Source organism: Subtercola sp. YIM 133946 (genome assembly GCF_036553535.1).
Classification (GTDB): domain Bacteria; phylum Actinomycetota; class Actinomycetes; order Actinomycetales; family Microbacteriaceae; genus Subtercola.
The window spans coordinates 79,438-100,277 of the sequence record NZ_JAZHPE010000022.1 but is presented as its reverse complement, the minus strand read 5'-3'; the positions used below and the strand labels follow the sequence as shown (position 1 = coordinate 100,277).

Here is a 20,840-nt window from a genome sequence, read left to right as displayed (position 1 = left end):
GTCAGTCGCCGAAGGCGTTGGCGCAGGTCTGCTGGGCCGCCGTCTGGCCGGTGACGCCGTCGATCACGTCGGGGCCTGTGGTCGAGCCGTCGGTGGGAGTCGTGGTGGCTGAGCCCGAGGCATCCGGAGCACCCGTCGCAGGGTCGGTCGGGGTGTCGGTCGCAGCGTCGGTGGCCGCACCAGTACTGCCGTCGACGACGCTCGAGCCGGGGCCCGTCGCGCCGGCGTCGAGGGTGAACGGTTCGTCGGCCTTGATCTTGGCGAAGAGCTCATCGGCCGTGCTGGTGGTGGGCACCACCTTGCCCGGGTAGTCGGGGTCGTTCGTCGTGCCCGGGTATTGCACGAACACCAGCTTGTTCAGGTCGACGTCTTTCAGCGCCAGCGCCAACGACACCATCGAGTCGAGACTCGCGAGCGACGTCGACAGCTTGATGTTCTCGGCGGCGGCCTGGGCCAGACCGTAGAGCTTCGTCACGTCGGTCAGGGTGTTGGCGCTCTTCAGCGTGCGCACCAACGACGACAGGTACTGCTGCTGCGACGAGATGCGGGCCAGGTCGCTGCCGTCGCCCACGCCGTGCCGCGTGCGCAGGAAGGCGAGCGCGTCGGAGCCCGAGATCACGGTGGTGCCGGCCGGCAGGTCGAGCCCCGAGTCGGTGTCGACGATCGGTTCGTTGAGGCACACCGGAACCCCGCCCACGGCGTTCGTCATCTCGATGACGCCGTTGAACGAGATGAGGCCGGCGTAGGGCACGTCGAGCCCGGTGAGGTTTTCGATGGTCGACGTGATGCAGGCCAGGCCGCCGCGCTCGAACCCGGTGTTCAGCGGCTGGTTGTAGGTGGCGTCGAACTCTTCGCCGGTGGTGGGGTCGGTGCACTGAGGATGATCGACGATGAGGTCGCGCGGAAAGCTCACCACCACGCCGCTCTTCTGGTCTGCCGAGACGTGCAGCAGAATGTTGACGTCGTTCAGCGTGGCGTCGCGCTCGCCGAAGGCGTCGCCCTGGCTGGCGTCGTTGTCGGTGCCCACGATCAGCACGTTGAAGCCGCCGACGAAGGCTCCGACGTGGGGTTGTGACGCCGTTCCGCCCGAGATGTCGATGGAGTTGGCGCTGACCTGGCTGGCGATGCTGGTCAGCGCGATGGCGGCGACGGATACGCCGCTGACGAGAACCACGGCGACCGCGATCGCCAGTGCCTTCACGAGGGTGGTGGCCGCGCCGAACCTCCGGCGTGCGGCGTGCTTGATCGGTGGGGTGGGGCTGGGCATCCGAACAGCATACTTACCGAGCTTGGCTCAGCCTGTGAACCGGCGTCGCGACGGCGATCAGCCTGCGGCCGCTCCGAAGGCGTGAGCCGACGCCGTATCGGTGATGAGGAGGAGGCCGGTGTCAGCCAGGCCGCCGGGGTCGCTGCCGTCGCTCGCGCTGCCGCCGCCGACCGCGCCACCGTCACTTCGCTCGCCCCCGCTCGCGCTGCCGCCGAGGCCGTCACCTCGCCCGCCCGCCGCCGGGCCCGTCACCAGGGCGTCGAACCGGTCGAGCGATCCCACCCGGCCCAGGTGCACCTGCCCGAGCTTCGTGCGGTCGGCGATGATCACCGAGCGCGACGCCGACTCGAGCATCAGCTGCTTCAGCTGCGCCTCCGGCAGATTGACGTTCGTCACTCCGTGGTCGGCGTCGACCCCGTTGCACCCGATGAAGGCGAGGTCGGCGTGCAGCCCGCGCAACATCGACGACGCGAGGGGCTCGACGAGCGAGTGCTGCAGCGGCCGCAGCGTGCCACCCGTCACGATGACGGTGAAGCGCGGGATGCCCGGCTCGAGCGCCAGCGCGATGCTGAGGCCGTTCGTGATGATCACCACGTCGCTGAGCTCAGCGCGCGCCACGAGCGCTTGTGCAACCGCAAGGGCGGTCGAGCCGACGTCGAGCAGAACACTCTGCCCGGGCCGCACCAGGCTCGCCGCAAGCGCCCCGATCGCCTGCTTCTCGGCCGCCTCGGCCTCGAGGGCCTGCTCGAAGGTCGGCTCTCGCTCGAGGTCGCGGTCGCCGATGACCGCACCGCCGTGCACCCGGCGAACGGCCCGCTGCTCGTCGAGCACGTCGAGGTCAGAGCGGATGGTCACGTCAGACACCCCGAACGCCTCGCTGAGATCGGCCACGCGCGCGAAGCCGCGCTCGTCGATCAGCTGCAGAACCCGCTCGCGCCGGTCAGAGGCGCTGTAAGCTGCTTTTGATTCTGAAACCATTCTTGGATTATATTTGCGAAAACGAAAGTTGCAGGCATGACACTCGAGAATCCCGCCGGCGGGCACCCGGTCGCCCTCACTGAGGCGATCGACCTGTCGGTCGTGGGCGGCAGGCCCATCGTGAAGCGCCCGCACGTTCTGGCCGATGGCCGCGAGCTCGTGTACTACGACGACGCCGACACGGTGCTCGCGCCGTTCCGCGCGCCCGACGAGCGCCTGCTCGACCCCCGGCCGCCGACCGCCGTGATGCGCCGCGATGTGCTCACCGACGAGTGGATCTCGATCGCCGCCGCACGCAACAACCGCGTCTTCCTGCCGCCGGCGAATCTCGACCCGCTCGCGCCGCAGGCGCCCGACAACCCCTCCGAGGTGCCGAGCCTCTACGACGTTGCGGTGTTCGAGAACCGGTCGCCGTCGTTCGGCCCCGAGCTCGCCCACACCGGCGCCGTCGGTGCCGCGGCCGGAGCGGACGCGGGTGCCGGTGCCGGAGCGGGTACGGGTGCGGATGCCGGCGCGAGTGCTGGCGCGGCCGCCGCGCCGGGAGACGAGCCGCTCGCGCTGGGCCAGTCGCGGGCATCCGTCGGCCGCTGCGAGGTGGTGTGCTTCAGCCCCGAGCGCGAAGGGTCGTTCGGCACCCTCGGCACCTCGCGTGCCCGCACGGTGATCGAGGCGTGGGCCGACCGCACCGCGGTGCTGCAGGCGCTGGCCGGAGTCGAGCAGGTGTTCGTGTTCGAGAACCGCGGCGAGCAGGTGGGCGTCACGCTGCACCACCCGCACGGCCAGATCTACAGCTACCCGTTCGTCACCCCGCGCACACGCCAGCTGATCGCGTCGCTCGACGCCTACGGGCCCACGATGTTCGCCGACATTCTGGCGTTCGAGCAGGCGGGCGAGCGGATGATCGTGCAGGGCGAGCACTGGAGCGCCTTCGTTCCGTTCGCGGCACGCTGGCCGATCGAGGTGCACGTGCTGCCGCACCGGCAGATCCCCGACCTCGCTGCCACGAACTCGGCCGAGCGCGACGAGCTGGCGGTGCTGTACCCGCGGGTGCTGCGCGCCCTCGACCGGCTCTACCCGACACCGACCCCGTACATCGCAGGCTGGCACCAGGCCCCCGTGAGCTCGCACCGCGACGATATGCGGCTGATGCTGCAGGTCACCTCGCCCCGGCGCGCGGCCGACCGACTGAAGTTCCTGGCCGGCTCGGAGTCGGCGATGGGGGCGTTCATCGGAGACGTTCCGCCCGAGGTGACGGCCCACAACCTGAGGGAGGCGCTCGACCGTGAGTGACGCGACGACCGCCGCCGCAGACGGCCTCGCCGGCGACCGTGCCGCTCAGCCGGGTTCCGCTCCCGCCGAGCACGCCGCCGCCGCCCGCGCCGACGGCCTCGCGGCACGCCCCACCGCCGGCGCCGACGGCCTCGCGGCCGAGTTCGAGGCGCGCCACGGCGCCCCGCCGCTCGGGGTCTGGTCGGCCCCCGGCCGCGTGAACCTCATCGGCGAGCACACCGACTACAACCTGGGCTTCGTGCTGCCGTTCGCCATCGACCGCCGCGCCTACGTCGCCCTCGGCGCCCGCGATGACGGAGTGGCCCGTGTCTCGTCGACCTTCTCCGACGACATCGTCGAAGTGCCGCTGGCCGAGCTCTCACCCGACACCCTCAGCGGATGGTCGGCCTACCCCCTCGGCGTCGCCTGGGCCCTTCTCGCCCGGGCCACCCCGGCCGCCGCCGGCGAGCGCGCCAGCGGCGCCACCCTGGCCGCCCCCGCCGCGCCGACAGTGCACACCCCGCCCCCCGCCGCCCAGCCACGCGCCACCCCGCCCACCCCGCGCGGGTTCGCCCTGCACATCCACTCCGACGTGCCCATCGGCGCCGGTCTCTCGTCATCGGCCGCCATCGAGTGCGCCACCGCCGTCGCCCTCAACGAGTTCTGGGCGCTCGGCAACGACCCGCAACGGCTCGCTCGCATCGGGCAGATCGCCGAGAACCAGGTCGTCGGCGCCCCCACCGGCATCATGGACCAGTCGGCCTCCATGCTCGGCCACGCCGACGCGGCCGTCTTCCTCGACTGCCGCAGCCTCGAGACCGCCAGCGTTCCGCTCGGCCTCGCCGCGCACGACTACGAGATCCTCGTGATCGACACCAAGGTCAGCCACGCCCACGCCACCGGTGGCTACGCGGCCCGCCGGGCATCCTGCGAGCTGGCCGCACGCACCCTCGGCGTCGAGTCGCTGCGCGACCTCGGCATCGACGACCTGCCTCGCATGGCCGAGCTGCTCGACGACGAGACCTTCAGGCGTGCCCGGCACATCGTCACTGAGAACGCGCGCGTCGAAGAGACCGTGCGGCTGCTCGACTCCGCGGGCCCGCAGGCCATCGGAGCCCTGCTCGACGCCTCGCACGTCTCGATGCGCGACGACTTCGAGATCTCGGTGCCGCAGCTCGACCTCGCCGTCGAGGTGAGCCAGTCGCTTGGCGCCATCGGCGCCCGGATGACCGGCGGCGGCTTCGGCGGATCAGCGATCGCTCTCATTCCGCGTGCCCTCCGGGCACAACTCGAGGCCGGTATTCTCGACATGTTCGCACAGCGCTCGTACGAGCAGCCCGACCTCTTTGTCGTTCAGCCGTCAGACGGCGCCACCATGGAAGGCGAACCCCGATGAGCACGCCCACCACCCCGGCCGCCGTGCCCGACGCCGCTGTGCCCGCCGCCGCGGCGCCTGCCCCCGCGGCGTCCGATTCCGCGGCGTCCGATTCCGCGGCGCCCGCCAGCGTCGAGCCCGCCGCCACATCGCCGCGCGCACCCGGTTCGCCCGCGGCAGCCGCCCCCACCGGCCGCCAGTTCGAGCTGCGGGCGGTCTCCGACGACGGGCGCGAGAACCGCGCCGTCGTCACCGAACTCGGCGCCATGCTGCGCGTGCTCGAAGCAGACGGCGTGCCCCTCATCGAGGGCTTCGACGAGTCGGTCTACCCGACCTTCTGCGCCGGCTGGATGCTCATCCCGTGGCCGAACCGCGTTCGCGACGCCCGCTGGCACTACGACGGCGCCGACCTCCAGCTGCCGATCACCGAGCCCGACCGCGGCAACGCGCTGCACGGTTTCGTGTTCGACCTGCGGCACACCGTCGTCGACTCCTCGCCCGCGTCGATCACCCTCCGCGCCCTCATCGAGCCGACCGCTCCCTACCCCTTCGCCCTCACCGTCGACACCACCTTCACCCTCGCACCCGCGACCCCCGCCACCCCCGCCACCGCGGCCGCCCCCGCCACCCCGGCCACGCCCGGCACCGCGGCCACCCCCGTGCTCACGGTCACCCACGCCATCACCAACACGGGCGACCGTGACGCCCCCGCGGCGGTCGGCGCGCATCCGTACTTCCGCATCGGCGACGTCGCCACCGAGCAGCTCACCGTGACGGTGAACGCCGCCACCCGCGTGACGGTGGATGACCGGCTGAACCCCACCGGAACAGCCCCCGTCACCGGCACCCCCTACGACCTCTCGCAGGGCGCCGTCGTCGGCACGCTCGACCTCGACACCGCCTATCTCGACCTCACCCCCGCGCCCGACGGACGCTTCGTGCAGACCATCGCCGCCCCCGACGGCCGCCGCATCGAGCTGTGGGGCGACAGCAGCTTCGACCAGGCCCAGGTCTTCACCACGCAGATCTTCCCGAGGTCTGGCGGCCTCGGCTGGGCGGTGACGGTCGAGCCCACCACCGCGGCCCCCGACGCCCTCAACTCCGGGCACGGCCTGCACTGGATCGCCCCCGGCGACACCTGGACCGTGAGCTGGGGCATCGACTTCGCGCCCGTCGGCGGCCACGACACGCTACCCGCCGAACCGGCTGAACCGGACGGACCGGCCGCACCTGCCGCGCCAGCACCGACAGCGCTGACAGCGCCGACGGCACCGCCCGCACCGCCCGCACCGACGTCCCAGGGGGAACCACGATGACCGCACCCGCCCGCACCCAGGGAGACCCCGCATGACCTGGCTCGTCACCGGCGGCGCCGGCTACATCGGTTCGCACGTCGCACGGGCGTTCCTCGCGGCCGGCATCGACGTCGTCGTCGTCGACGACCTCTCGAGCGGACGCGCCGGGTTCGTTCCCGAGGGTGCCGTGCTCGAGCAGGGCTCGCTGGTCGATGCGGCGTTCGTCGAGCGGGTCTTCGCCGAGCATCCGGTCACCGGAGTCGTACACCTTGCCGGCTATAAGTACGCCGGAGTCTCAGTGCAGCGCCCGATGCACACCTACACGCAGAACATCACGGCCACCGTCAACCTGTTGAACGCCATGCACGCGAACGGGGTGCCGTCGATCGTGTTCTCGTCGAGCGCCGCCGTCTACGGCAATACCCCCGCCGAGTTCGTCACCGAGCAGACCGCCACCGCCCCCGAGTCGCCCTACGGCGAGACCAAACTCATCGGCGAGTGGATGATCGCCGACCAGGCCCGCGCGACCGGCCTGCGCCACACCAGCCTGCGCTACTTCAACGTGGTCGGCTCTGCCACGCCCGACGTGAGCGACACCAGCCCGCACAACCTGTTTCCACTGGTGTTCCGCGCGCTGCAGTCGGGTGCCACGCCCAAGATCTTCGGCGACCAGTACCCCACCCCCGACGGAACCTGCGTGCGCGACTACGTGCACGTCGCCGACGTCGCGGCGGCGCACGTGCAGGCCGCGCAGAAGCTCGACGCGGGAGTTGCGCTCGAGCGCGCCTACAACCTCGGCAGCGGCTCGGGCGTCTCGGTGCGTGAGATCATGACCGAGATGGCCGAGGTCACGGGCATCCCGTTCACCCCCGAGATTCTGCCCGCCCGCCCCGGCGACCCCGCCCGCATCGTGGCCTCGGGCGACCTCGCCGCCCGCGACGTCGGCTGGATGCCCGCCCACTCCCTGCACGACATGATCGCCTCCGGCTGGGCCGCGGCCACCCACGCCCAGGCGGGCTGAACCTCCGCCACTTTTGCCCACGCGGGCTGAGCCCACGCCACCTTGCGCCCTGACGGGTCAGTTCAGCGGCGCGTCGCTGAAGGAGCCGGTCCAGACGGCGGCCGAACCGGATTCGCCGATCTGCACGATCTTCGCGACCGTTCCGGCCGAGACGCCGATGCCGGCCACGATCAGCACGATCGACACCACCACCGACACGGGGCGGCTCGCGCGGCGACGGGTCGCCCTCCCCGTATACGCGGCCGCCGAGGCGGTGTTGCCCGCGGAGCTCGCGGAGGCGGGCGCCGCGCCGAGCACCGGGTCGAGGGTGGTCGAGCCACCGCCGGCCGAGACGCGCGCGGGTGTGATGCCAGTGGCCGAGACGTCGGCCGGGGAGCCGCCACCCACGACCGCTGGGTCGCCGGCCGGTGCGGCGCCGGCGAACGCGGGCACCGACGCATTTCGCTGGGGAGCCTCCGGTACGACGGGCACCGCCGCGAAGAAGCGGTACCACGCCCAGATCACGGTCGCCAGCACGAACTGGGCGATCGCCCACGGCAGCAGGGTGTCGCCGAGTGCCACGTGCGCCTGTACGAGCGGCGTCGGCGCCACACGCTGCTCGAGCCACTCGCCGGCGTTGGTCGCCAGCGGCACGCTGATCAGCCCGATGAGCGTGACGATCGGCGTCAGGATGCCCAGCTTTCGCCGGAACGCCGGCCACACCGACCCGACCGCCGTCAGGAGCGCGCCGGCCGGCACCACGATCACCACCACGTGCACGAGCAGAATGTGCAGCGGCAGCCCGTTGATTGTCTCAGGAAGCATCAGAACCCCCGGTCACGCCGCGACGATGGCGTCGCCGTCGACCTTCACGGCGACGGTCGACAGCCCGGTGACGGCCGGGCCGTGTGTGACGTCGCCCGTGGCGAGGGCGAAGGTCGAGCCGTGGCAGGGGCACTCGAAGTCGGTCTTGGCGAAGGCGACGGCGCAGCCCTGGTGCGGGCAGACCGAACTGTAGGCCACCACGGTTCCGGCGGTGGGCTGACCGACCAGAATGTCTGCGCCGTCGAAGGTGACCGTCTTGGCGCCCCCGACGGGAATGTCGGCGAGCTGCGCGATGGTGGCGGCCGACGAGCGCGAGCCGGCGCCCGACCCGGCCGCAGCCGACGGGGTCGAGGGGGCGGTGGCCGCGGCCGACGGCGCGGCCGGCGCGGCAGACCCTGAGCCCGTGGTGCTCGTGGGGGCGCACGCGGCCAGCGCGAGGGCGCTGGCTCCGGCGAGGCCGGCACTGCCGGCGGTGAGGATGACGCGGCGGGGGATGGCGGATTTCTCAGTCATGGTGCTCCTTCGTCTGCGAGTGTTGTACTGGTACCTACGAGAGCACGGCAGACTTCGTTCACTGCTGCACCGACATTCTTGCAGAGTGAACCTTTTCGCTCTGTCTGTCGTATCACTGTGTGAGGCGAGTGGAGGTGGATGCCGTGGCACAGGAGCAGTCTGATCTGCTGCGTTCGCTGCATGACGAGTACGCCCCCGCGCTGTACCGCTTCGTGGTGCGGCAGACCAACGACCGCCAGTGGGCCGAAGACGTGGTGCAGGAGACGCTCTTCCGTGCCTGGCGCAGCCCGGGCATCCTGAACACCACCGAAGAGTCGGTTCAGGCGTGGCTCTTCACGGTGGCCCGCAACCTCGTCATCGACGAGTGGCGCAGCGCCCGCTCGCGCCACGAGATCGCCACCGACTCCCTTCCCGAACGGGCCAGGGCCGACCACACGGATGCCGTACTGCAGACCTGGCTGGTCTCTGACGCCCTCACCGACCTCACCCTCGAACACCGCGAGGTGCTCGTTCACTCGTACTACGGTGGCAAGTCGGTCGCCGAGATCGCCGAGCACCTCGGCATCCCCGACGGCACGGTGAAGTCGCGGCTGCACTACGCCCTGCGCGCGCTGCGGCTGGCCCTGCAGGAGCGGGGGGTGACCCGGTGACACCCGACGACCTGCGCCTGCCGCCCGACGATCGCTACCGCGAGTGGGATGCCGCCTACGTTCTGGGCGCCCTCGCCCTCGCGGAACGTCTCGAATACGAGCAGCACCTCGCCCGCTGCCCCGAATGCACCGCCGCCCTGGCCGAACTGGCCGGCATGCCGGGCCTGCTCGCCGCCGTCACGCCCGACGAGGCGTTCGCCCTCGACGCTGTTCCGGCCAGGCCCTGGCCCGCAGTGCTCGACGCCCCACCCACGATTCTTCCCACCCTGCTCGCCCGCGCCCGGGCCGCGCGCCGCCGCTCGCGGTTGACCGTCTTAGCGATCGGTGTCGGCTCGGTGGCCGCCGCCGTTGCCGTGACGCTGGTGGTGGCGCTCGCGATCACCCCGGCCGCATCGACCTCGGTTCCGGATGCCGCACCGACCAGCTCGGCCGCAACCGCACCACCCTCCGACCCAGCGAACGCCGGCCTCGCCAGCCAGGTTCAGTTCGTGCCGCAGGTTCCCGGGCCGCTGAGCGCCGTCGCGTCACTGCGCGACGAGCCCTGGGGTACACGCATCGAATGGAAGTGCACGTACGCCGAGGCGACCGAGGGGGCCGGTACCGGTGCCGGCGTCTCCGGCGGCGAACCGCTGTACGGCGACCCGGGTGCACCGCCGGCGACGAGTGGCTCGGCGGGTGGCTCGGCGGCGGGGGCGACGGGATCCGCCTCGGTCGGCTACGGCATGAACGTCACCGACCGCAGCGGCAACACCGTTCAGGTCGCGACGTGGACCTCGGGCCCGGGAACGGTGGCCGAGCCCACGGCGACCACGAGCATCCGTCTCGCTGACATCGCCGAGGTGGCCATCGTGGCGCTCGGCAGCGGTCAGGTGCTGCTGGCCTCCACCCTCTGACCCGCCAGCCCCCTTATGCCCCGACGGCCGAGTTCTCGGGCACGAAGTCTTCGCCGTTCACGACCAGCACCGACCACTGCGAGCGTTCGGGTTCGTGCACGATCACGCAGTGCGCCGCGTTCGTAATCGGCGAGATGTGGTGCCCGCTGAGGGTGCTCATCGCGATGCGGATGAACGTTCCGTGCGCCACGACGACGATGCGCGCACCCGGATGCCCGGCCACCAGGTCGTGCAGCGCAACGGTCGCACGCTCGGCGACCTCGGCCTCGGTCTCGGCGCCCTCGAAGCCGCCCGGAATGCGCAGGGCCCGAAGCTCGTCGCCGTCTTGCATGCCCTCGGCCAGACCGTAGTCGCGTTCGGTGATGCCCGGAATTACCTCGACCACCGGTACGCCGAGCACCTCGGCGAGAATCTCGGCGCTCTGTCGTGCCCTGATGAGCGGCGAGCACACGATGAAGTCCCACGTCGAGTCGCGCAACACGAAGCCTGCCGCGCGAACCTGTTCGCGCCCGGTGTCGTTCAGCGGAATGTCGGAGCTGCCCTGCAGCCGTCGCTCGGCGTTCCAGGCGGTCTCGCCGTGCCGAACGAGAGCGAGGGTCGTCGAAGCAGTCACCACCCTAGTGTGACAGCTTCTTGCGACGAGTCGCCGTCGGATGCACGGCGCGGGCGTCGCTCGACCTGACGATCGTGTAATCAAGCACGGATGACCGCCCCCGTCAACCCCCTAGTGTCTAGTGGGCGCGACGTGTTTCGGTTGAATATTGTCTATCTGTGACCGCGCAGGAGGACGTCTTCTCGGGTTCAGTGGAGGCACGCGCGTGGGAAAGATGATCTACGGCAATGCCGGCACCGAAATCGTCTTCGACGACCGGGTTCTGGCGCATCTGCAGATCGTCATCGGCAACAAGCTTCGCCGGCGCGAGAGCTTCTTCTTCTCGTGGAAGGACGACGCCGAACAGGGTTCCGGGCGCAGCAGCCTGTGGCTCGATCCGTCGATTCCGCTCTACTTCAAGTACTTCGGCAGCAAGGTGCCGATCGTCAACCGGGAGTGGATTCGCGTGCTCGCCGACTCGGCGAACAGCGGCGCGGGCCTGCACTACATCGCAGAGCCCGAGGCCTGACCGGGCCCGCCCGGTCGGGCGGGTGCAGGCGCCTGGGCGATGCCCCAGTCGAGGTCGTCGGCGAGCCGGCGGTACCGGTCGTCGGTGAGGTACGGATGCGCGACCTGAACGTCGAAGCGCCGGCTCCGGCCGTAGTCACGCTCGCCGCTGCCGCTGCCGCTGCCGCTGCCGCTGCCGCTGCCGCCGTCGCCCGAATCGGGAGCGCGCGCTGTGCTCACGCTCTCGCCCCGATGTGATTCTGAGCCGGTGTGTTCCGTCATCTGTGACCCCGCAGCGTTGTCGGTCATCGAGGCAACCGAGGTGCCGGGGTCTCGGGCAGCTCGATTGCGAACGAGAGTAACACCGCGACCCGGGAAGCGACCCGCTCTTGACCGGGGCCGTGGCGGTGGGTATCGTCTCGGCTCGGCGACCGGCAGACGGTCACCCGCCGACCTCGCTCAACGGCGTGCCGGTCGACCGCGCCTGACCGCGCAGTAGCTCCTAAACGGCCTGCTCATAGGCGGCGCCCCCGTGGGTCACGGCCGGCTCCTCGCACGCAGCTGTCTCAGCAGAGACTGGAGTCGCGTCACAGCGCGAGTACGTCGGTCGCGGCGTGCGTGAGTTCGGCGCCGTACGACGGCCCGTGGCCGGCGGCGTGCACAGCGAGCGGATGCAGCTGGTGCAGGGGCACCCGGCTCTGCCAGCCCGGGCGCAGGGCGTGCGCCGACTGGTAGCCCGCCACGATCTGCTCGAGAAAAGGGCAGCCGAACAGGGCGAGCATCGCGAGGTCGGTCTCGCGGTGACCGCCGTGCGCCGCCGGGTCGATGACCACGACACCTCCGGTCGACCAGAGCACATTGCCCGACCAGAGGTCACCGTGGATGCGCGACGGAAGATCGTCGTCGTCGAACTCCCCGGCGGCGATGCGGTCGCAGGCCTGTTCGACGATCGTGCGCCCCTCGCGGCTGAGGTAGCCCGCGTGCTCGGCCTGGTCGAGGTAGGGGCGCACCCGGTCTGCGGCATAGAAGGCGCCCCAGGTCGTGGAGTGCGCGGCCGGCAGCGGGCGCCGGCCGATGAACATCGGCCCGTCGTAGCCGTGCGGCGGGGCGCCGAAAGCGGCCGCTCCCGCGTCGTGGGTGAGCGCGAGGTCGCGGCCGAACTGGCGGGCGGCCTCAGCCGCGGGCCGGGTCTCCTCCACGCGGCGCAGGGTGATGTGCCCCGAGTCGACGCTGATCACGTCGACGGTCGTGACGCCGTGGGCGTCTTTCAGCCAGGCGAGCCCGGCTGCTTCGGCCTCGAAGAAGCCCTGCGGGGCATCCGTTCGTCTCTTCTCGAACGTTCTGGGCAGCATGCGGCGGGGTCGGGGCCGAGGGTGCGGCCGGCTCTGGTGTGGTGGCCCGTCGTCAGTTGCGGTAGGCGCTGTGCGCCATGGCGAGGCCGGCGGCGATGCCGGTGATGCCCACGCCGAGCGTGATGAAGCCGAGTATGCCGAAGAGAAGTTCAGTCATCGTAGTGCCCCCTGTGTCGTCGCAGCTATGTCTTTCACCTGACTCGCGTCTGCCCCTAATCTACCAACCTGCGGGCATGGCGGCCAGCGGCGTGACAGTGTTGTCGTGAGCAAAACGGGGGAGACGCCGATGAGAGCGGAGTTCGACGTCATCGTGCGGCGGTTGCGGGCCGCCGGGTGCGTCTTCGCCGAAGACGAGGCCGCACTGCTGATCGCCGAAGCGGAGTCTGACGACGAGCTCGATGCGATGGTCGATCGTCGGGTGTCGGGGCTGCCGCTCGAGCACATCCTCGGCTGGGCGGGCTTCTACGGCCTGCGCATCGCGGTCGAGCCGGGCGTGTTCGTTCCGCGTCGGCGAACGGAGTTCCTCGCCGAGCAGGCCATCAGGCTGGCGACGTCGGCCATCGTCGTCGACCTCTGCTGCGGCGCCGGCGCCATCGGTGCAGCGGTGCTCGCGCACGTGCCCGACGCGAACGTGTTCGCCTCAGACATCGACCCGGCCGCCGTCAGCAGCGCCCGCCGCAACATTCCGAACGGCCAGGTCTACCAGGGCGACCTGTTCGATGCTCTGCCCGCGTCGCTGCGCGGGTCGGTCTCGGTTCTCGTCGCCAACACGCCCTACGTGCCGAGCGAGGCCATCGCACTCATGCCGCCAGAGGCCCGGCTCTACGAGTCGCGCATCGCACTCGACGGGGGAGCCGACGGGCTCGACATCCAGCGCCGCGTCGCGGCCTCGGCCCCCGACTGGCTGCGCCAGGGCGGCAGCCTGCTCGTCGAGACGAGCGAGGAGCAGGCGCCGCTCACCGCCGCGATCTTCAAGCGAAGCGGGATGCCCGCCCGCATCGTCAGCTCGGAAGAGCACTTCGCCACCGTCGTCATCGGAACACGCCCGTGACCGGCGCTCGGGCCGCCCGGCATTAATCGTCCTGTTCGGCTGACGGACGCGCTTGACCGTCGTTGGGCACGACGCCACACTGAGACCGTGCCGAGAGTCCAGGCGCACAGTTTCAGACCGAAGAAGGCGACTGTGGCATCCACCAACTACATCAAGCCCAGCGATTCGACCCACGCCTTCACAGGCCTGTCGGGCCAGAACCAGCTCAACCCGCTGTTCTGTCGCGAGGGCGAGGCCAGCGACTTTCCCCTCGACCAGCTGCCGCCCGGCGAGTCGCTGCCTGAGACCGCCTACCAGGTCGTACACGACGAGGCGATGCTCGACGGCAACTCGAGGCTCAACCTCGCCACCTTCGTCGGCACCTGGATGGACGAGCACGCCCAGCGCATCTACGCCGAGTCGGCCGACAAGAACATGATCGACAAAGACGAGTACCCGCAGACGGCCGCCATCGAGACGCGCTGCTGGCTGATGCTCGCGAAGCTCTGGAACGCTCCCGACGCGAGCAACGCGATCGGCACCTCGACGATCGGCTCGTCGGAGGCCTGCATGCTCGGCGGGCTGGCGCTGAAGCGGCGCTGGCAGCTCGCCCGCCGGGCCAAGGGTCTCGACACCTCGAAGCCGAACCTGGTGCTGTCGAGCGCGGTACAGGTGTGCTGGGAGAAGTTCTGCAACTACTGGGACGTCGAGCCGCGCTACGTGCCCATCACCGACGAGCACAAGGTGCTCGACGGCTACGAACTCGAGAAGTACGTCGACGAGAACACGATCGGCGTGGTCGCCATCATGGGCGTGACCTACACCGGCATGTATGAGCCGGTGAAGCAGATCGCCGAGGCGCTCGACCGGATTCAGGCCGACACGGGTTTCGATGTTCCGATCCACGTCGACGGAGCATCCGGTGCCATGATCGCGCCGTTCCTGCAGACAGAACTCGAGTGGGACTTCCGGGTCGAGCGCGTCGCCTCCATCAGCACCTCGGCGCACAAGTACGGCCTGGTCTACCCTGGGCTCGGCTGGGTGATCTGGCGCACGGTCGACGATCTGCCGAAGGAGCTCGTGTTCGACGTGACGTACCTCGGCGGTCACATGCCGAGCTTCGCGCTGAACTTCTCGCGCCCCGGCGCCCAGGTGCTGCTGCAGTACTACCTGTTCCTTCGGCTCGGCTGGGACGGCTACTACCGCGTGCAGAAGGCCTCGCAAGACGTCGCGATGTACCTCGCCCGCGAGATCGGTGCCATGGACGCCTTCGACCTCTGGAACGACGGCAGCGACATCCCGGTCTTCGCCTGGCAGCTCGCCAAGGGTCACACCGACAAGTGGACGCTGTACCACCTCTCTGAGCGGCTGCGCCTCAAGGGGTGGCTCATCCCGGCCTACCCGATGCCCGACAACCTCACCGACATCACGGTGCAGCGCATCGTCGTGCGCAACGGTCTCAGCCGCAACCTCGCCGAGAGCCTCATGTCAGACATCCGTGAGGCTGTCGGCTACCTGGATGCCCTGCAGTCGCCGATGCCGACCGAGGGGCTCGTCGGCAGCTTCACGCACTGAGCCGCCGGCCGCCGATGCCGGGCCGTGACAGCACGGCCGCGGCGAAGAAGCAGGCCGCGCCGGCGAAGGTTCCGGCGTTCGCCCAGAACAGGCTGAGCAGATCACCGGTCGACGGCAGCACGAACGCGCCGATGGCCGAAAGACCGAACAGCACCGACCCGATCATGTTGAGCCAGGTGCAGCGCCAGGTGCGCGCCTGCAGATCCCACAGCCGGTCGCGCTCGGTGGTGGCGACGACGGCGAAGGCGCTCGACACCAGAAAGGCGATCGACCCGTAGGCGTCGGGGCGCCAGCCTCCGTCGAGTCTCGACGAGGCGTTGGCCGCGACCACCAGCGCCGAGATCGTGCTGACGTTGAACAGCAGGGTTCCGACGAATTGAACCGCGGCCGACCACCAGTCGAAGGTGTCGGGCCGGTTCGGGCTGCGCCACGGCGGCCGCTTGCCGCTCAGGCTCAGCTGGATGAAGCCGGCGGCGGTGAAGAAGACCGAACCGGCGACGAAGGTCGCATTCGTCGCGACGTCGCCCACGGCCTCTTGGTAGAACGGCACAGCGCCGAGCATGAACAGCAGCGCGCCGAGCGCGAAGCCCCACGCTTCGCGTCGCAGTCGCCGCACCGGCGCGGTGCCCACTAGCCCTCCGGTTTCGCGCGGTTCGGCTTCGCGCGGTTCAGCTTCGCGCGGTTCCATTTCGCGCGGTTCGGTTTCGCGTCGCCCTGCTCTGCGGCGGAGTGCCCCAGGCCGCGGTGGCCGCGGTGGCCGCGGTGGCTCCGGTGGCCGCACTGGCCTCGAGGCCTCCGGTGGGCGCACTGGCCGCGGTGGCCGCGAGGGTGCGCCGAATGACTGCGGTGCCCGGCTCGGCGTGGCCGTGTGCTCATCGTCACCCTCATCGCCTCGACACCCCTGGTCACCCGCGTCCGCGGGCCGATCCCCGCCAGTCTAGGGGGGTGGGCGGGCGCGACGCGGCGGGTGTCGCTGCGGGCTCGTGAGGCATCAGCCACGCGGCGATCTTCGCGCGATGGGCGGGGTCGCGTTGGGCCGGTTTTGCCGCTTCGGCAAGAGCGCTTGCGTTCGGCTGCGCCGGCCAGCAGGATGACGGGATGCACCATCACGAGCGTCCCGTACCCGCAGCCGAGCCTGAGCCCGGCGTCGCCCCCGAACAGTATTGGAACACGCACTACGGCCAGCGCGACCAGGTGTGGAGCGGCCGGCCCAACCCCGTACTCGTGCGCGAGGCGGGGCGACTGACGCCCAGCACCGCCCTCGACCTCGGCTGCGGGGAGGGTGCCGACGCCATCTGGCTCGCCGAGCAGGGCTGGCGGGTGACAGCGGTCGACGTGTCGACGACCGCCCTCGAACGGGCCCGGCGCGCCGCTGCTGCGGCTGGAGTGGATGACCGCATCGAGTGGTTGCAGGCCGACCTCGTGGCGGCGTTCCCAGCGGGGGAGTTCGGGCTCGTGTCGGCTCAGTTCCTGCAGTCGCCGATCGAGCTCGACCGTGACCGCATTCTGCGGGGCGCACGAGACGCCGTCGCACCGGGCGGCCACCTGCTGGTCGTCAGCCACGCGGCTTTTCCACCGTGGCACGAGCCGCCTGCGGGCGTCGTGCTGCCGCCGGCGACCGAGGTGCTGGCGTCGCTCGGGCTGCCGACCGGCGACTGGATCGTCGAGATCGTCGCCGACGAGAAGCGGGTCGTCGCGGCGCCCGACGGCTCCGACGCCGAGCTCGAAGACAGCGTGGTGCAGGTGCGCCGGGCGTAGTCGACCGCCGGGGCGGCCGCGGGCCCACCCGGGCTCGCATCGGCGCGCTCGGTCACAGGCCGGCGCGGCGGGGCTCGCTCGCGCAGGCATGGCCTCGCACCGGCAAACACGGCCTCGCGCGGCCCCGCACGGGCTCAGGCCGCGGCGAACCGTTTCGCCGATCGGGCCTTGGCGTTCTCGGCCTCGACCTCGCGGTTCTTCGGCGGAGTCGTCGCCACCAGGTCTTCGAGCAGGTGCCGCGAGATGTGCGCGATCTCGGCCACCGCGTGTTCGAAGGCTTCGGTGTTCGCCTTCGAGGGCTTGGTGGTTCCGCTGATCTTGCGCACGTACTGCAGCGCGGCCGCGTGCACCTCGTCGTCACTGGCGGCGGGTTCGAAATTATGCAGAGTGTGGATGTTCCGGCACATGCCACACAAGGATACGCCGCTCTCGTCCGGCTCGATAGGCTCAGACCGTGAGCGACATCGAGCCGAGCGGCATGCCGCACCAGAGTGAGCCCGCCTCCTCGGCCGCCCCGCCCCGCCGCCGTCGCCGCTGGTGGATCGTCGCGATCGTGGCAGTCGTCGTGCTCGTCTACCTCGCGGTTGTGAACCTCTACGCATCCAGCGGCCAGGTCGGCTCGACGGGCGAGAGCTTCGAACCGAAACCCGGCGGCGTCACGGTGGCGATGTCGCCGCAGTCGGTCGACGCCGTCGCGCAGACCATCTCGATGGATGTCGCCATCGGCGTCTCGACCGAACTCCAAGACCCCGACGGCATCGGCCTCAAGTACCCGGTCAGCGTCATCATCTCACCGGTCGTGGGCAACCAGGTCGTCGAGTTCGCCGCCGACACCATCCCGGGCACACAGAACGTCAAGGTCATCACGTCGGGCGAGGTCGAGACCTGGCCGTTCGACCACTATTCGGTGAACCCCGACTCACCGACGCCCGGCCTCGCGGTGATCGCCTACGAGACGATCGACGGGGCGCGTCAGCCGATTCCGACCAACGTGATCATGAGTGGCTCGGTGCCCGGCTGGACGTTGGGAGCCAGCATCCTGCCAGACTCGAATGCCACACTCACCACCGCCGAGGGGTCGCAGCAGGTTCCGCTCATCGATCTCACGGCGAGCCGGTCGGCGAGCACGCTCGCCTTCGCGATTCTGCTGCTCGGCCTGTTGATCGTCATGCCCGTGCTCGTGCTGTTCGTCGCCATCACCGCGTTCAGCGGGCGCCGCAAGGTCGAGGCCTCGTTCATGAGCTGGATGGGCGCGATGCTGTTCGCGACGATCCCCCTGCGCGGCTTTCTGCCGGGCTCGCCCCCCATCGGCTCATGGATCGACTTCCTTATCGTGCTCTGGGTCATCGTCGGCCTCATCACGGGACTCGCCATCTACGTCTCGGCCTGGGTGCGCTGGGGCACACCCAGCACCCCGCGATCGCGCTGACGGCGGGTGCGTGCAGCGAGCGCGATCTGCAGGGCGGCGACGGCGGCCGCGGCCAGAACGGCACCCGCGATGGTGAAGAGCACGCGGGCGACGTCGACCGCGAAGACGTCGACGCCGTGCGCATTGAGCAGAACGATGGCGGCCGTGAGGGCGATCGAATAGAGGGCGTAGTTCGCCTTCTTCAGCTGCAGCACGACGGCCGCGACGAGGGCGACGAGTCCGAGCACCGAGAGCACCGCCTCGACGGGCACGATCAGCGAGAGCGCGCCCGCCGCCACGCCGCCCGCGATGGTGCCGAGCGCGCGTGCGACCACGCGGTGCCAGGTCTCGTGGATGCCCGGCCGGGCCACCACGAGAATGGTGAGCAGCGCCCAGCCCGCCATGGTTCCGTGGGCCCAGGTCGAGGCGGCGGAGGTGGCGATGGCGAGCACGAGGGCGAGCGCGCCGCCGTAGATGAGCGAGGTGGGCGCGTCGAGGGGCTCGGGAGTCGAGCGGGGCAGCGGGGGCAGAACGAGGGTTGCGATCAGGGTCCAGAGGCCGCCGACGAGCGTGGCGACGGCGGCGAGCAGCACCGCGCCCGCACCGTCGAGCAACCAGGCCAGGGTCGCGACCGTGCCGGGCGACCATCCGTTCGTCGACAGCACAACGGGTGCGCCCACCACCAGCACGGCCGGCCAGCTGAAGACGATGGTGGCCATCGACTGCCATCCGCGCAGACCGCAGAGGCCCACCGCGAAGCCGAGCACGGCCATGAGGATGACCGCGGCGGCCGTGTACGGGTTGACGAGTTCGACGAGACCGACGGTGACCGCTGTCGCGACGGCGGCGGTAAGGGCGACGCGGCGGCCGTACAGCGCGCCGAACAGGGTGGGGATGAGCCCGATGAAGAGCAACTCGGTCAGCGCGGCGAGCGGAGTGAAGGCGACGACCACGGCCGGCACGAAGAGCGCGGCGACGGCGACGACGAAGCGGAGGGTGGTGCGTCGCAGGGGTGGTGCCTTGGCGGGGGTCGACACGCCCTCGAGTCTAGGGCGAGCGGTGGGTGGCGCGTCGAGGCTGGCCTGGAACGACCTGGCTCACTCGGCCTTCGCGTAGCGCGACACGACGTTGCCCTTGGCCGTTCTGTACGAGTCGATGAGCGTCAGGCGCGTCGTCTGGTCAGAGGGGTCGAACAGGTGGCGGCCCCCGCCCGCGACCACCGGGTGGGTCAGCAGCGTGAGCTCGTCGAGCAGGCCGGCGAAAAAGAGTTCGCGCACGATGGTGATTCCGCCCATCGCGGCGATCTCGCCACCGTCGCCCTGCTTCAGTTCGGTGACGAAGGCGGCCAGGTCACCCTCGATGAGTGAGGAGTTCTGCCAGCCGAGGTCGCCGGTGAGCGTCGTCGAGGCGACGTACTTCTGCACCGGGTTGATGAACCCGCCGAACGGGTCGTCATGGCCGGCTGTGGTCCAGTAGCCCGACCACTCCTGGTACCCGACGCGACCGAGCAGCACGGTGTCGACGCGGCCGAGCACGCCACTCAGCTCCGCACCCAGTTGCTCGTCGAAGGCGTCGAACTGCCAGAGGTTGGGGGCTTCGACGACCCCGTCGACTGACATGAACAGGCCGGCAGTGAGTTTGCGCATGAGGTTCAGCTCCTTCGGTGAGCGGTTGAGGTGATGCAAGCTTGTTTTAAACAACTGCACTTTGTCAAGTGAAGTTCAGGGGCGTAGGCTGATGGCATGGCGAAACGGATGTACGGGCAGTACTGCGGCCTGGCGCGAGCGAGCGACGTGGTCGGCGAGCGGTGGGCGATGTTGATCATCCGCGACCTGCTCGTACGCGACCAGCGCTTCGGCGACCTGAAGAGGGGGCTGCCGCGCATCCCGACCAACGTGCTGACGAATCGCCTGAAGTCACTCGAAGAGGCCGGAGTCGTCGAACGAAAGCTCCTCGCCCAGCCCCGCAATACCGTCGTCTACACCCTCACCGAGTACGGCCGTGGTCTCGAAGAGATCGTGCTGGCGCTCGGCCGGTGGGGGGCACGGATGCTCGGCGAACCCGACCCAGACGAGATCGTCACTCCCGAATCCCTCGTCATGGCGTTGCGTTCGACGTTCCACCCCGAGGTGGCCGGATCGGATTCGGCGAGCTTCGAACTGCGCGTCGGCCCCGACGTGGTGCTGCACGCCGTGCTCGACCGCGGCGCCCTGACGGTCGCCCCCGGGCCGTATGGTTCGGCGGCTCCGGCTCCGGTTCCTGTTCCGGCTGGGGCTCCGGTTCCTTTTGGGGCTCCGGTTCCGGTTCCTTTTCCGGCTCGGGCTCCGGCCCCGGTTCGGGCTTCCGATGCCCCCACGGCACCGCCTGCGGCCGAGGCGCCCGGCCCCGACCTCACGATCACCAGCGGCCCGGCCATCCGCGCCGTCATGGCCGGCGAGCTCACCCCCGCCGAAGCCGTCGCCCAGGGTGCCGTCACTCTCGACGGCGACCCCGCCCTCTTCGACGACTTCGCCCGCTACTTCCGCATCTGAGCGCCACGCTTCGTCACCCCCC

Annotated in this window: 23 protein-coding genes; 12 read left to right on the top strand and 11 right to left on the bottom strand. The window is 70.4% G+C overall.

The annotated features are described in order from the left end of the window. Position 1: 1 nt before the first annotated feature. A complete protein-coding gene (locus tag V3W46_RS07945; RefSeq protein WP_331782552.1) occupies positions 2-1,267 on the bottom strand; it encodes an LCP family protein in 1,266 nt (421 codons plus the stop codon). A gap of 57 nt (positions 1,268-1,324) precedes the next feature. Beyond that, the gene (locus V3W46_RS07940; RefSeq protein WP_331782551.1) at positions 1,325-2,245 is read right to left on the bottom strand and encodes a DeoR/GlpR family DNA-binding transcription regulator; all 921 of its coding nucleotides are present in this window, start codon (positions 2,243-2,245) and stop codon (positions 1,325-1,327) included. Positions 2,246-2,281: 36 nt separating this feature from the next. Between V3W46_RS07940 and galT the strand changes: the two genes are divergently transcribed. From galT to galE, 4 genes are read left to right on the top strand one after another with little or no spacing between them, the layout of a single operon-like run. Continuing rightward, positions 2,282-3,535, top strand: coding sequence for a galactose-1-phosphate uridylyltransferase (gene galT, locus V3W46_RS07935; RefSeq protein WP_331782550.1), 1,254 nt, complete (start codon positions 2,282-2,284; stop codon positions 3,533-3,535). Then, entirely contained in the window at positions 3,528-4,910 is a 1,383-nt protein-coding gene (gene galK, locus V3W46_RS07930; RefSeq protein WP_331782549.1) for a galactokinase, read from the top strand. Before galT ends, galK begins: the two co-directional genes overlap by 8 nt. After that, positions 4,907-6,205, top strand: coding sequence for an aldose 1-epimerase family protein (locus V3W46_RS07925; RefSeq protein ID WP_331782548.1), 1,299 nt, complete (start codon positions 4,907-4,909; stop codon positions 6,203-6,205). Before galK ends, V3W46_RS07925 begins: the two co-directional genes overlap by 4 nt. Positions 6,206-6,236: 31 nt before the next feature. Next, positions 6,237-7,205, top strand: a complete 969-nt coding sequence (gene galE / locus V3W46_RS07920; protein ID WP_331782547.1) for a UDP-glucose 4-epimerase GalE — start codon at positions 6,237-6,239, stop codon at positions 7,203-7,205. Positions 7,206-7,262: 57 nt separating this feature from the next. Here the strand turns inward: galE and V3W46_RS07915 are convergent, their stop codons facing one another. Next, positions 7,263-8,009, bottom strand: a complete 747-nt coding sequence (locus V3W46_RS07915) for a hypothetical protein (protein ID WP_331782546.1) — start codon at positions 8,007-8,009, stop codon at positions 7,263-7,265. Positions 8,010-8,021: 12 nt separating this feature from the next. Further along, on the bottom strand, positions 8,022-8,522 hold the full coding sequence (locus V3W46_RS07910) for a QcrA and Rieske domain-containing protein (protein WP_331782545.1): 501 nt from the start codon (positions 8,520-8,522) through the stop codon (positions 8,022-8,024). Positions 8,523-8,665: 143 nt separating this feature from the next. Here V3W46_RS07910 and V3W46_RS07905 point away from each other — a divergent pair, with 143 nt between their 5' ends. Beyond that, positions 8,666-9,172 (top strand): sigma-70 family RNA polymerase sigma factor, encoded by a 507-nt coding sequence (locus tag V3W46_RS07905; RefSeq protein ID WP_331782617.1) that lies wholly within the window; start codon positions 8,666-8,668, stop codon positions 9,170-9,172. After that, positions 9,169-10,065: an anti-sigma factor family protein gene (locus V3W46_RS07900; protein WP_331782544.1), complete on the top strand. Its 897-nt coding sequence runs from the start codon at positions 9,169-9,171 to the stop codon at positions 10,063-10,065. The genes V3W46_RS07905 and V3W46_RS07900 overlap by 4 nt, the downstream gene beginning before the upstream one ends. Positions 10,066-10,078: 13 nt before the next feature. On the opposite strand, the gene V3W46_RS07895 is transcribed toward V3W46_RS07900, so the two are convergent. Next, positions 10,079-10,678 (bottom strand): histidine phosphatase family protein, encoded by a 600-nt coding sequence (locus tag V3W46_RS07895; RefSeq protein WP_331782543.1) that lies wholly within the window; start codon positions 10,676-10,678, stop codon positions 10,079-10,081. A gap of 205 nt (positions 10,679-10,883) precedes the next feature. On the opposite strand from V3W46_RS07895, the gene V3W46_RS07890 reads away from it, so the two are divergent. Next, on the top strand, positions 10,884-11,186 hold the full coding sequence (locus V3W46_RS07890) for a DUF7882 family protein (protein ID WP_443069954.1): 303 nt from the start codon (positions 10,884-10,886) through the stop codon (positions 11,184-11,186). Here V3W46_RS07890 and V3W46_RS07885 read toward each other — a convergent pair. After that, a complete protein-coding gene (locus V3W46_RS07885; RefSeq protein WP_331782542.1) occupies positions 11,162-11,404 on the bottom strand; it encodes a hypothetical protein in 243 nt (80 codons plus the stop codon). The two genes, V3W46_RS07890 and V3W46_RS07885, sit on opposite strands and share 25 nt — an antisense overlap. A gap of 347 nt (positions 11,405-11,751) precedes the next feature. Further along, positions 11,752-12,516, bottom strand: a complete 765-nt coding sequence (locus V3W46_RS07880; RefSeq protein ID WP_331782541.1) for a fructosamine kinase family protein — start codon at positions 12,514-12,516, stop codon at positions 11,752-11,754. A 286-nt stretch (positions 12,517-12,802) separates the two neighbouring features. On the opposite strand from V3W46_RS07880, the gene V3W46_RS07875 reads away from it, so the two are divergent. After that, positions 12,803-13,567: a putative protein N(5)-glutamine methyltransferase gene (locus tag V3W46_RS07875; RefSeq protein WP_331782615.1), complete on the top strand. Its 765-nt coding sequence runs from the start codon at positions 12,803-12,805 to the stop codon at positions 13,565-13,567. 150 nt (positions 13,568-13,717) lie between these two features. Next, complete coding sequence (locus V3W46_RS07870) at positions 13,718-15,121, top strand: glutamate decarboxylase (RefSeq protein WP_331782614.1); 1,404 nt, start codon at positions 13,718-13,720, stop codon at positions 15,119-15,121. On the opposite strand, the gene V3W46_RS07865 is transcribed toward V3W46_RS07870, so the two are convergent. Beyond that, positions 15,111-15,752, bottom strand: coding sequence for a hypothetical protein (locus V3W46_RS07865; protein ID WP_331782540.1), 642 nt, complete (start codon positions 15,750-15,752; stop codon positions 15,111-15,113). The genes V3W46_RS07870 and V3W46_RS07865 overlap by 11 nt on opposite strands. A gap of 467 nt (positions 15,753-16,219) precedes the next feature. Here V3W46_RS07865 and V3W46_RS07860 point away from each other — a divergent pair, with 467 nt between their 5' ends. Next, entirely contained in the window at positions 16,220-16,879 is a 660-nt protein-coding gene (locus V3W46_RS07860) for a class I SAM-dependent methyltransferase (protein WP_331782539.1), read from the top strand. A 134-nt stretch (positions 16,880-17,013) separates the two neighbouring features. Here the strand turns inward: V3W46_RS07860 and V3W46_RS07855 are convergent, their stop codons facing one another. Continuing rightward, positions 17,014-17,286, bottom strand: a complete 273-nt coding sequence (locus V3W46_RS07855) for a DUF2277 domain-containing protein (protein WP_331782538.1) — start codon at positions 17,284-17,286, stop codon at positions 17,014-17,016. 47 nt (positions 17,287-17,333) lie between these two features. Here V3W46_RS07855 and V3W46_RS07850 point away from each other — a divergent pair, with 47 nt between their 5' ends. Beyond that, the gene (locus V3W46_RS07850; protein ID WP_331782537.1) at positions 17,334-18,308 is read left to right on the top strand and encodes a DUF4436 family protein; all 975 of its coding nucleotides are present in this window, start codon (positions 17,334-17,336) and stop codon (positions 18,306-18,308) included. Here the strand turns inward: V3W46_RS07850 and V3W46_RS07845 are convergent. Further along, on the bottom strand, positions 18,254-19,324 hold the full coding sequence (locus V3W46_RS07845; protein WP_331782536.1) for an FUSC family protein: 1,071 nt from the start codon (positions 19,322-19,324) through the stop codon (positions 18,254-18,256). The two genes, V3W46_RS07850 and V3W46_RS07845, sit on opposite strands and share 55 nt — an antisense overlap. 60 nt (positions 19,325-19,384) lie before the next feature. Beyond that, positions 19,385-19,933 (bottom strand): dihydrofolate reductase family protein, encoded by a 549-nt coding sequence (locus V3W46_RS07840; RefSeq protein WP_331782535.1) that lies wholly within the window; start codon positions 19,931-19,933, stop codon positions 19,385-19,387. Positions 19,934-20,029: 96 nt separating this feature from the next. Between V3W46_RS07840 and V3W46_RS07835 the strand changes: the two genes are divergently transcribed. Further along, complete coding sequence (locus V3W46_RS07835; RefSeq protein WP_331782534.1) at positions 20,030-20,818, top strand: winged helix-turn-helix transcriptional regulator; 789 nt, start codon at positions 20,030-20,032, stop codon at positions 20,816-20,818. Positions 20,819-20,840 lie beyond the last annotated feature (22 nt).

Bases quoted from the DNA above. Each gene is read 5' to 3' on its own strand.
- V3W46_RS07840 (WP_331782535.1), bottom strand. From the start codon at position 19,933: ATGCGCAAACTCACTGCCGGCCTGTTCATGTCAGTCGACGGGGTCGTC.
- V3W46_RS07875 (WP_331782615.1), top strand. From the start codon at position 12,803: ATGAGAGCGGAGTTCGACGTCATCGTGCGGCGGTTGCGGGCCGCCGGG.
- V3W46_RS07880 (WP_331782541.1), bottom strand. From the start codon at position 12,516: ATGCTGCCCAGAACGTTCGAGAAGAGACGAACGGATGCCCCGCAGGGC.
- V3W46_RS07940 (WP_331782551.1), bottom strand. From the start codon at position 2,245: ATGGTTTCAGAATCAAAAGCAGCTTACAGCGCCTCTGACCGGCGCGAG.
- V3W46_RS07925 (WP_331782548.1), top strand. From the start codon at position 4,907: ATGAGCACGCCCACCACCCCGGCCGCCGTGCCCGACGCCGCTGTGCCC.
- V3W46_RS07915 (WP_331782546.1), bottom strand. From the start codon at position 8,009: ATGCTTCCTGAGACAATCAACGGGCTGCCGCTGCACATTCTGCTCGTG.
- galT (WP_331782550.1), top strand. From the start codon at position 2,282: ATGACACTCGAGAATCCCGCCGGCGGGCACCCGGTCGCCCTCACTGAG.
- V3W46_RS07910 (WP_331782545.1), bottom strand. From the start codon at position 8,522: ATGACTGAGAAATCCGCCATCCCCCGCCGCGTCATCCTCACCGCCGGC.
- V3W46_RS07855 (WP_331782538.1), bottom strand. From the start codon at position 17,286: ATGTGCCGGAACATCCACACTCTGCATAATTTCGAACCCGCCGCCAGT.
- V3W46_RS07835 (WP_331782534.1), top strand. From the start codon at position 20,030: ATGGCGAAACGGATGTACGGGCAGTACTGCGGCCTGGCGCGAGCGAGC.
- V3W46_RS07860 (WP_331782539.1), top strand. From the start codon at position 16,220: ATGCACCATCACGAGCGTCCCGTACCCGCAGCCGAGCCTGAGCCCGGC.
- V3W46_RS07945 (WP_331782552.1), bottom strand. From the start codon at position 1,267: ATGCCCAGCCCCACCCCACCGATCAAGCACGCCGCACGCCGGAGGTTC.
- galE (WP_331782547.1), top strand. From the start codon at position 6,237: ATGACCTGGCTCGTCACCGGCGGCGCCGGCTACATCGGTTCGCACGTC.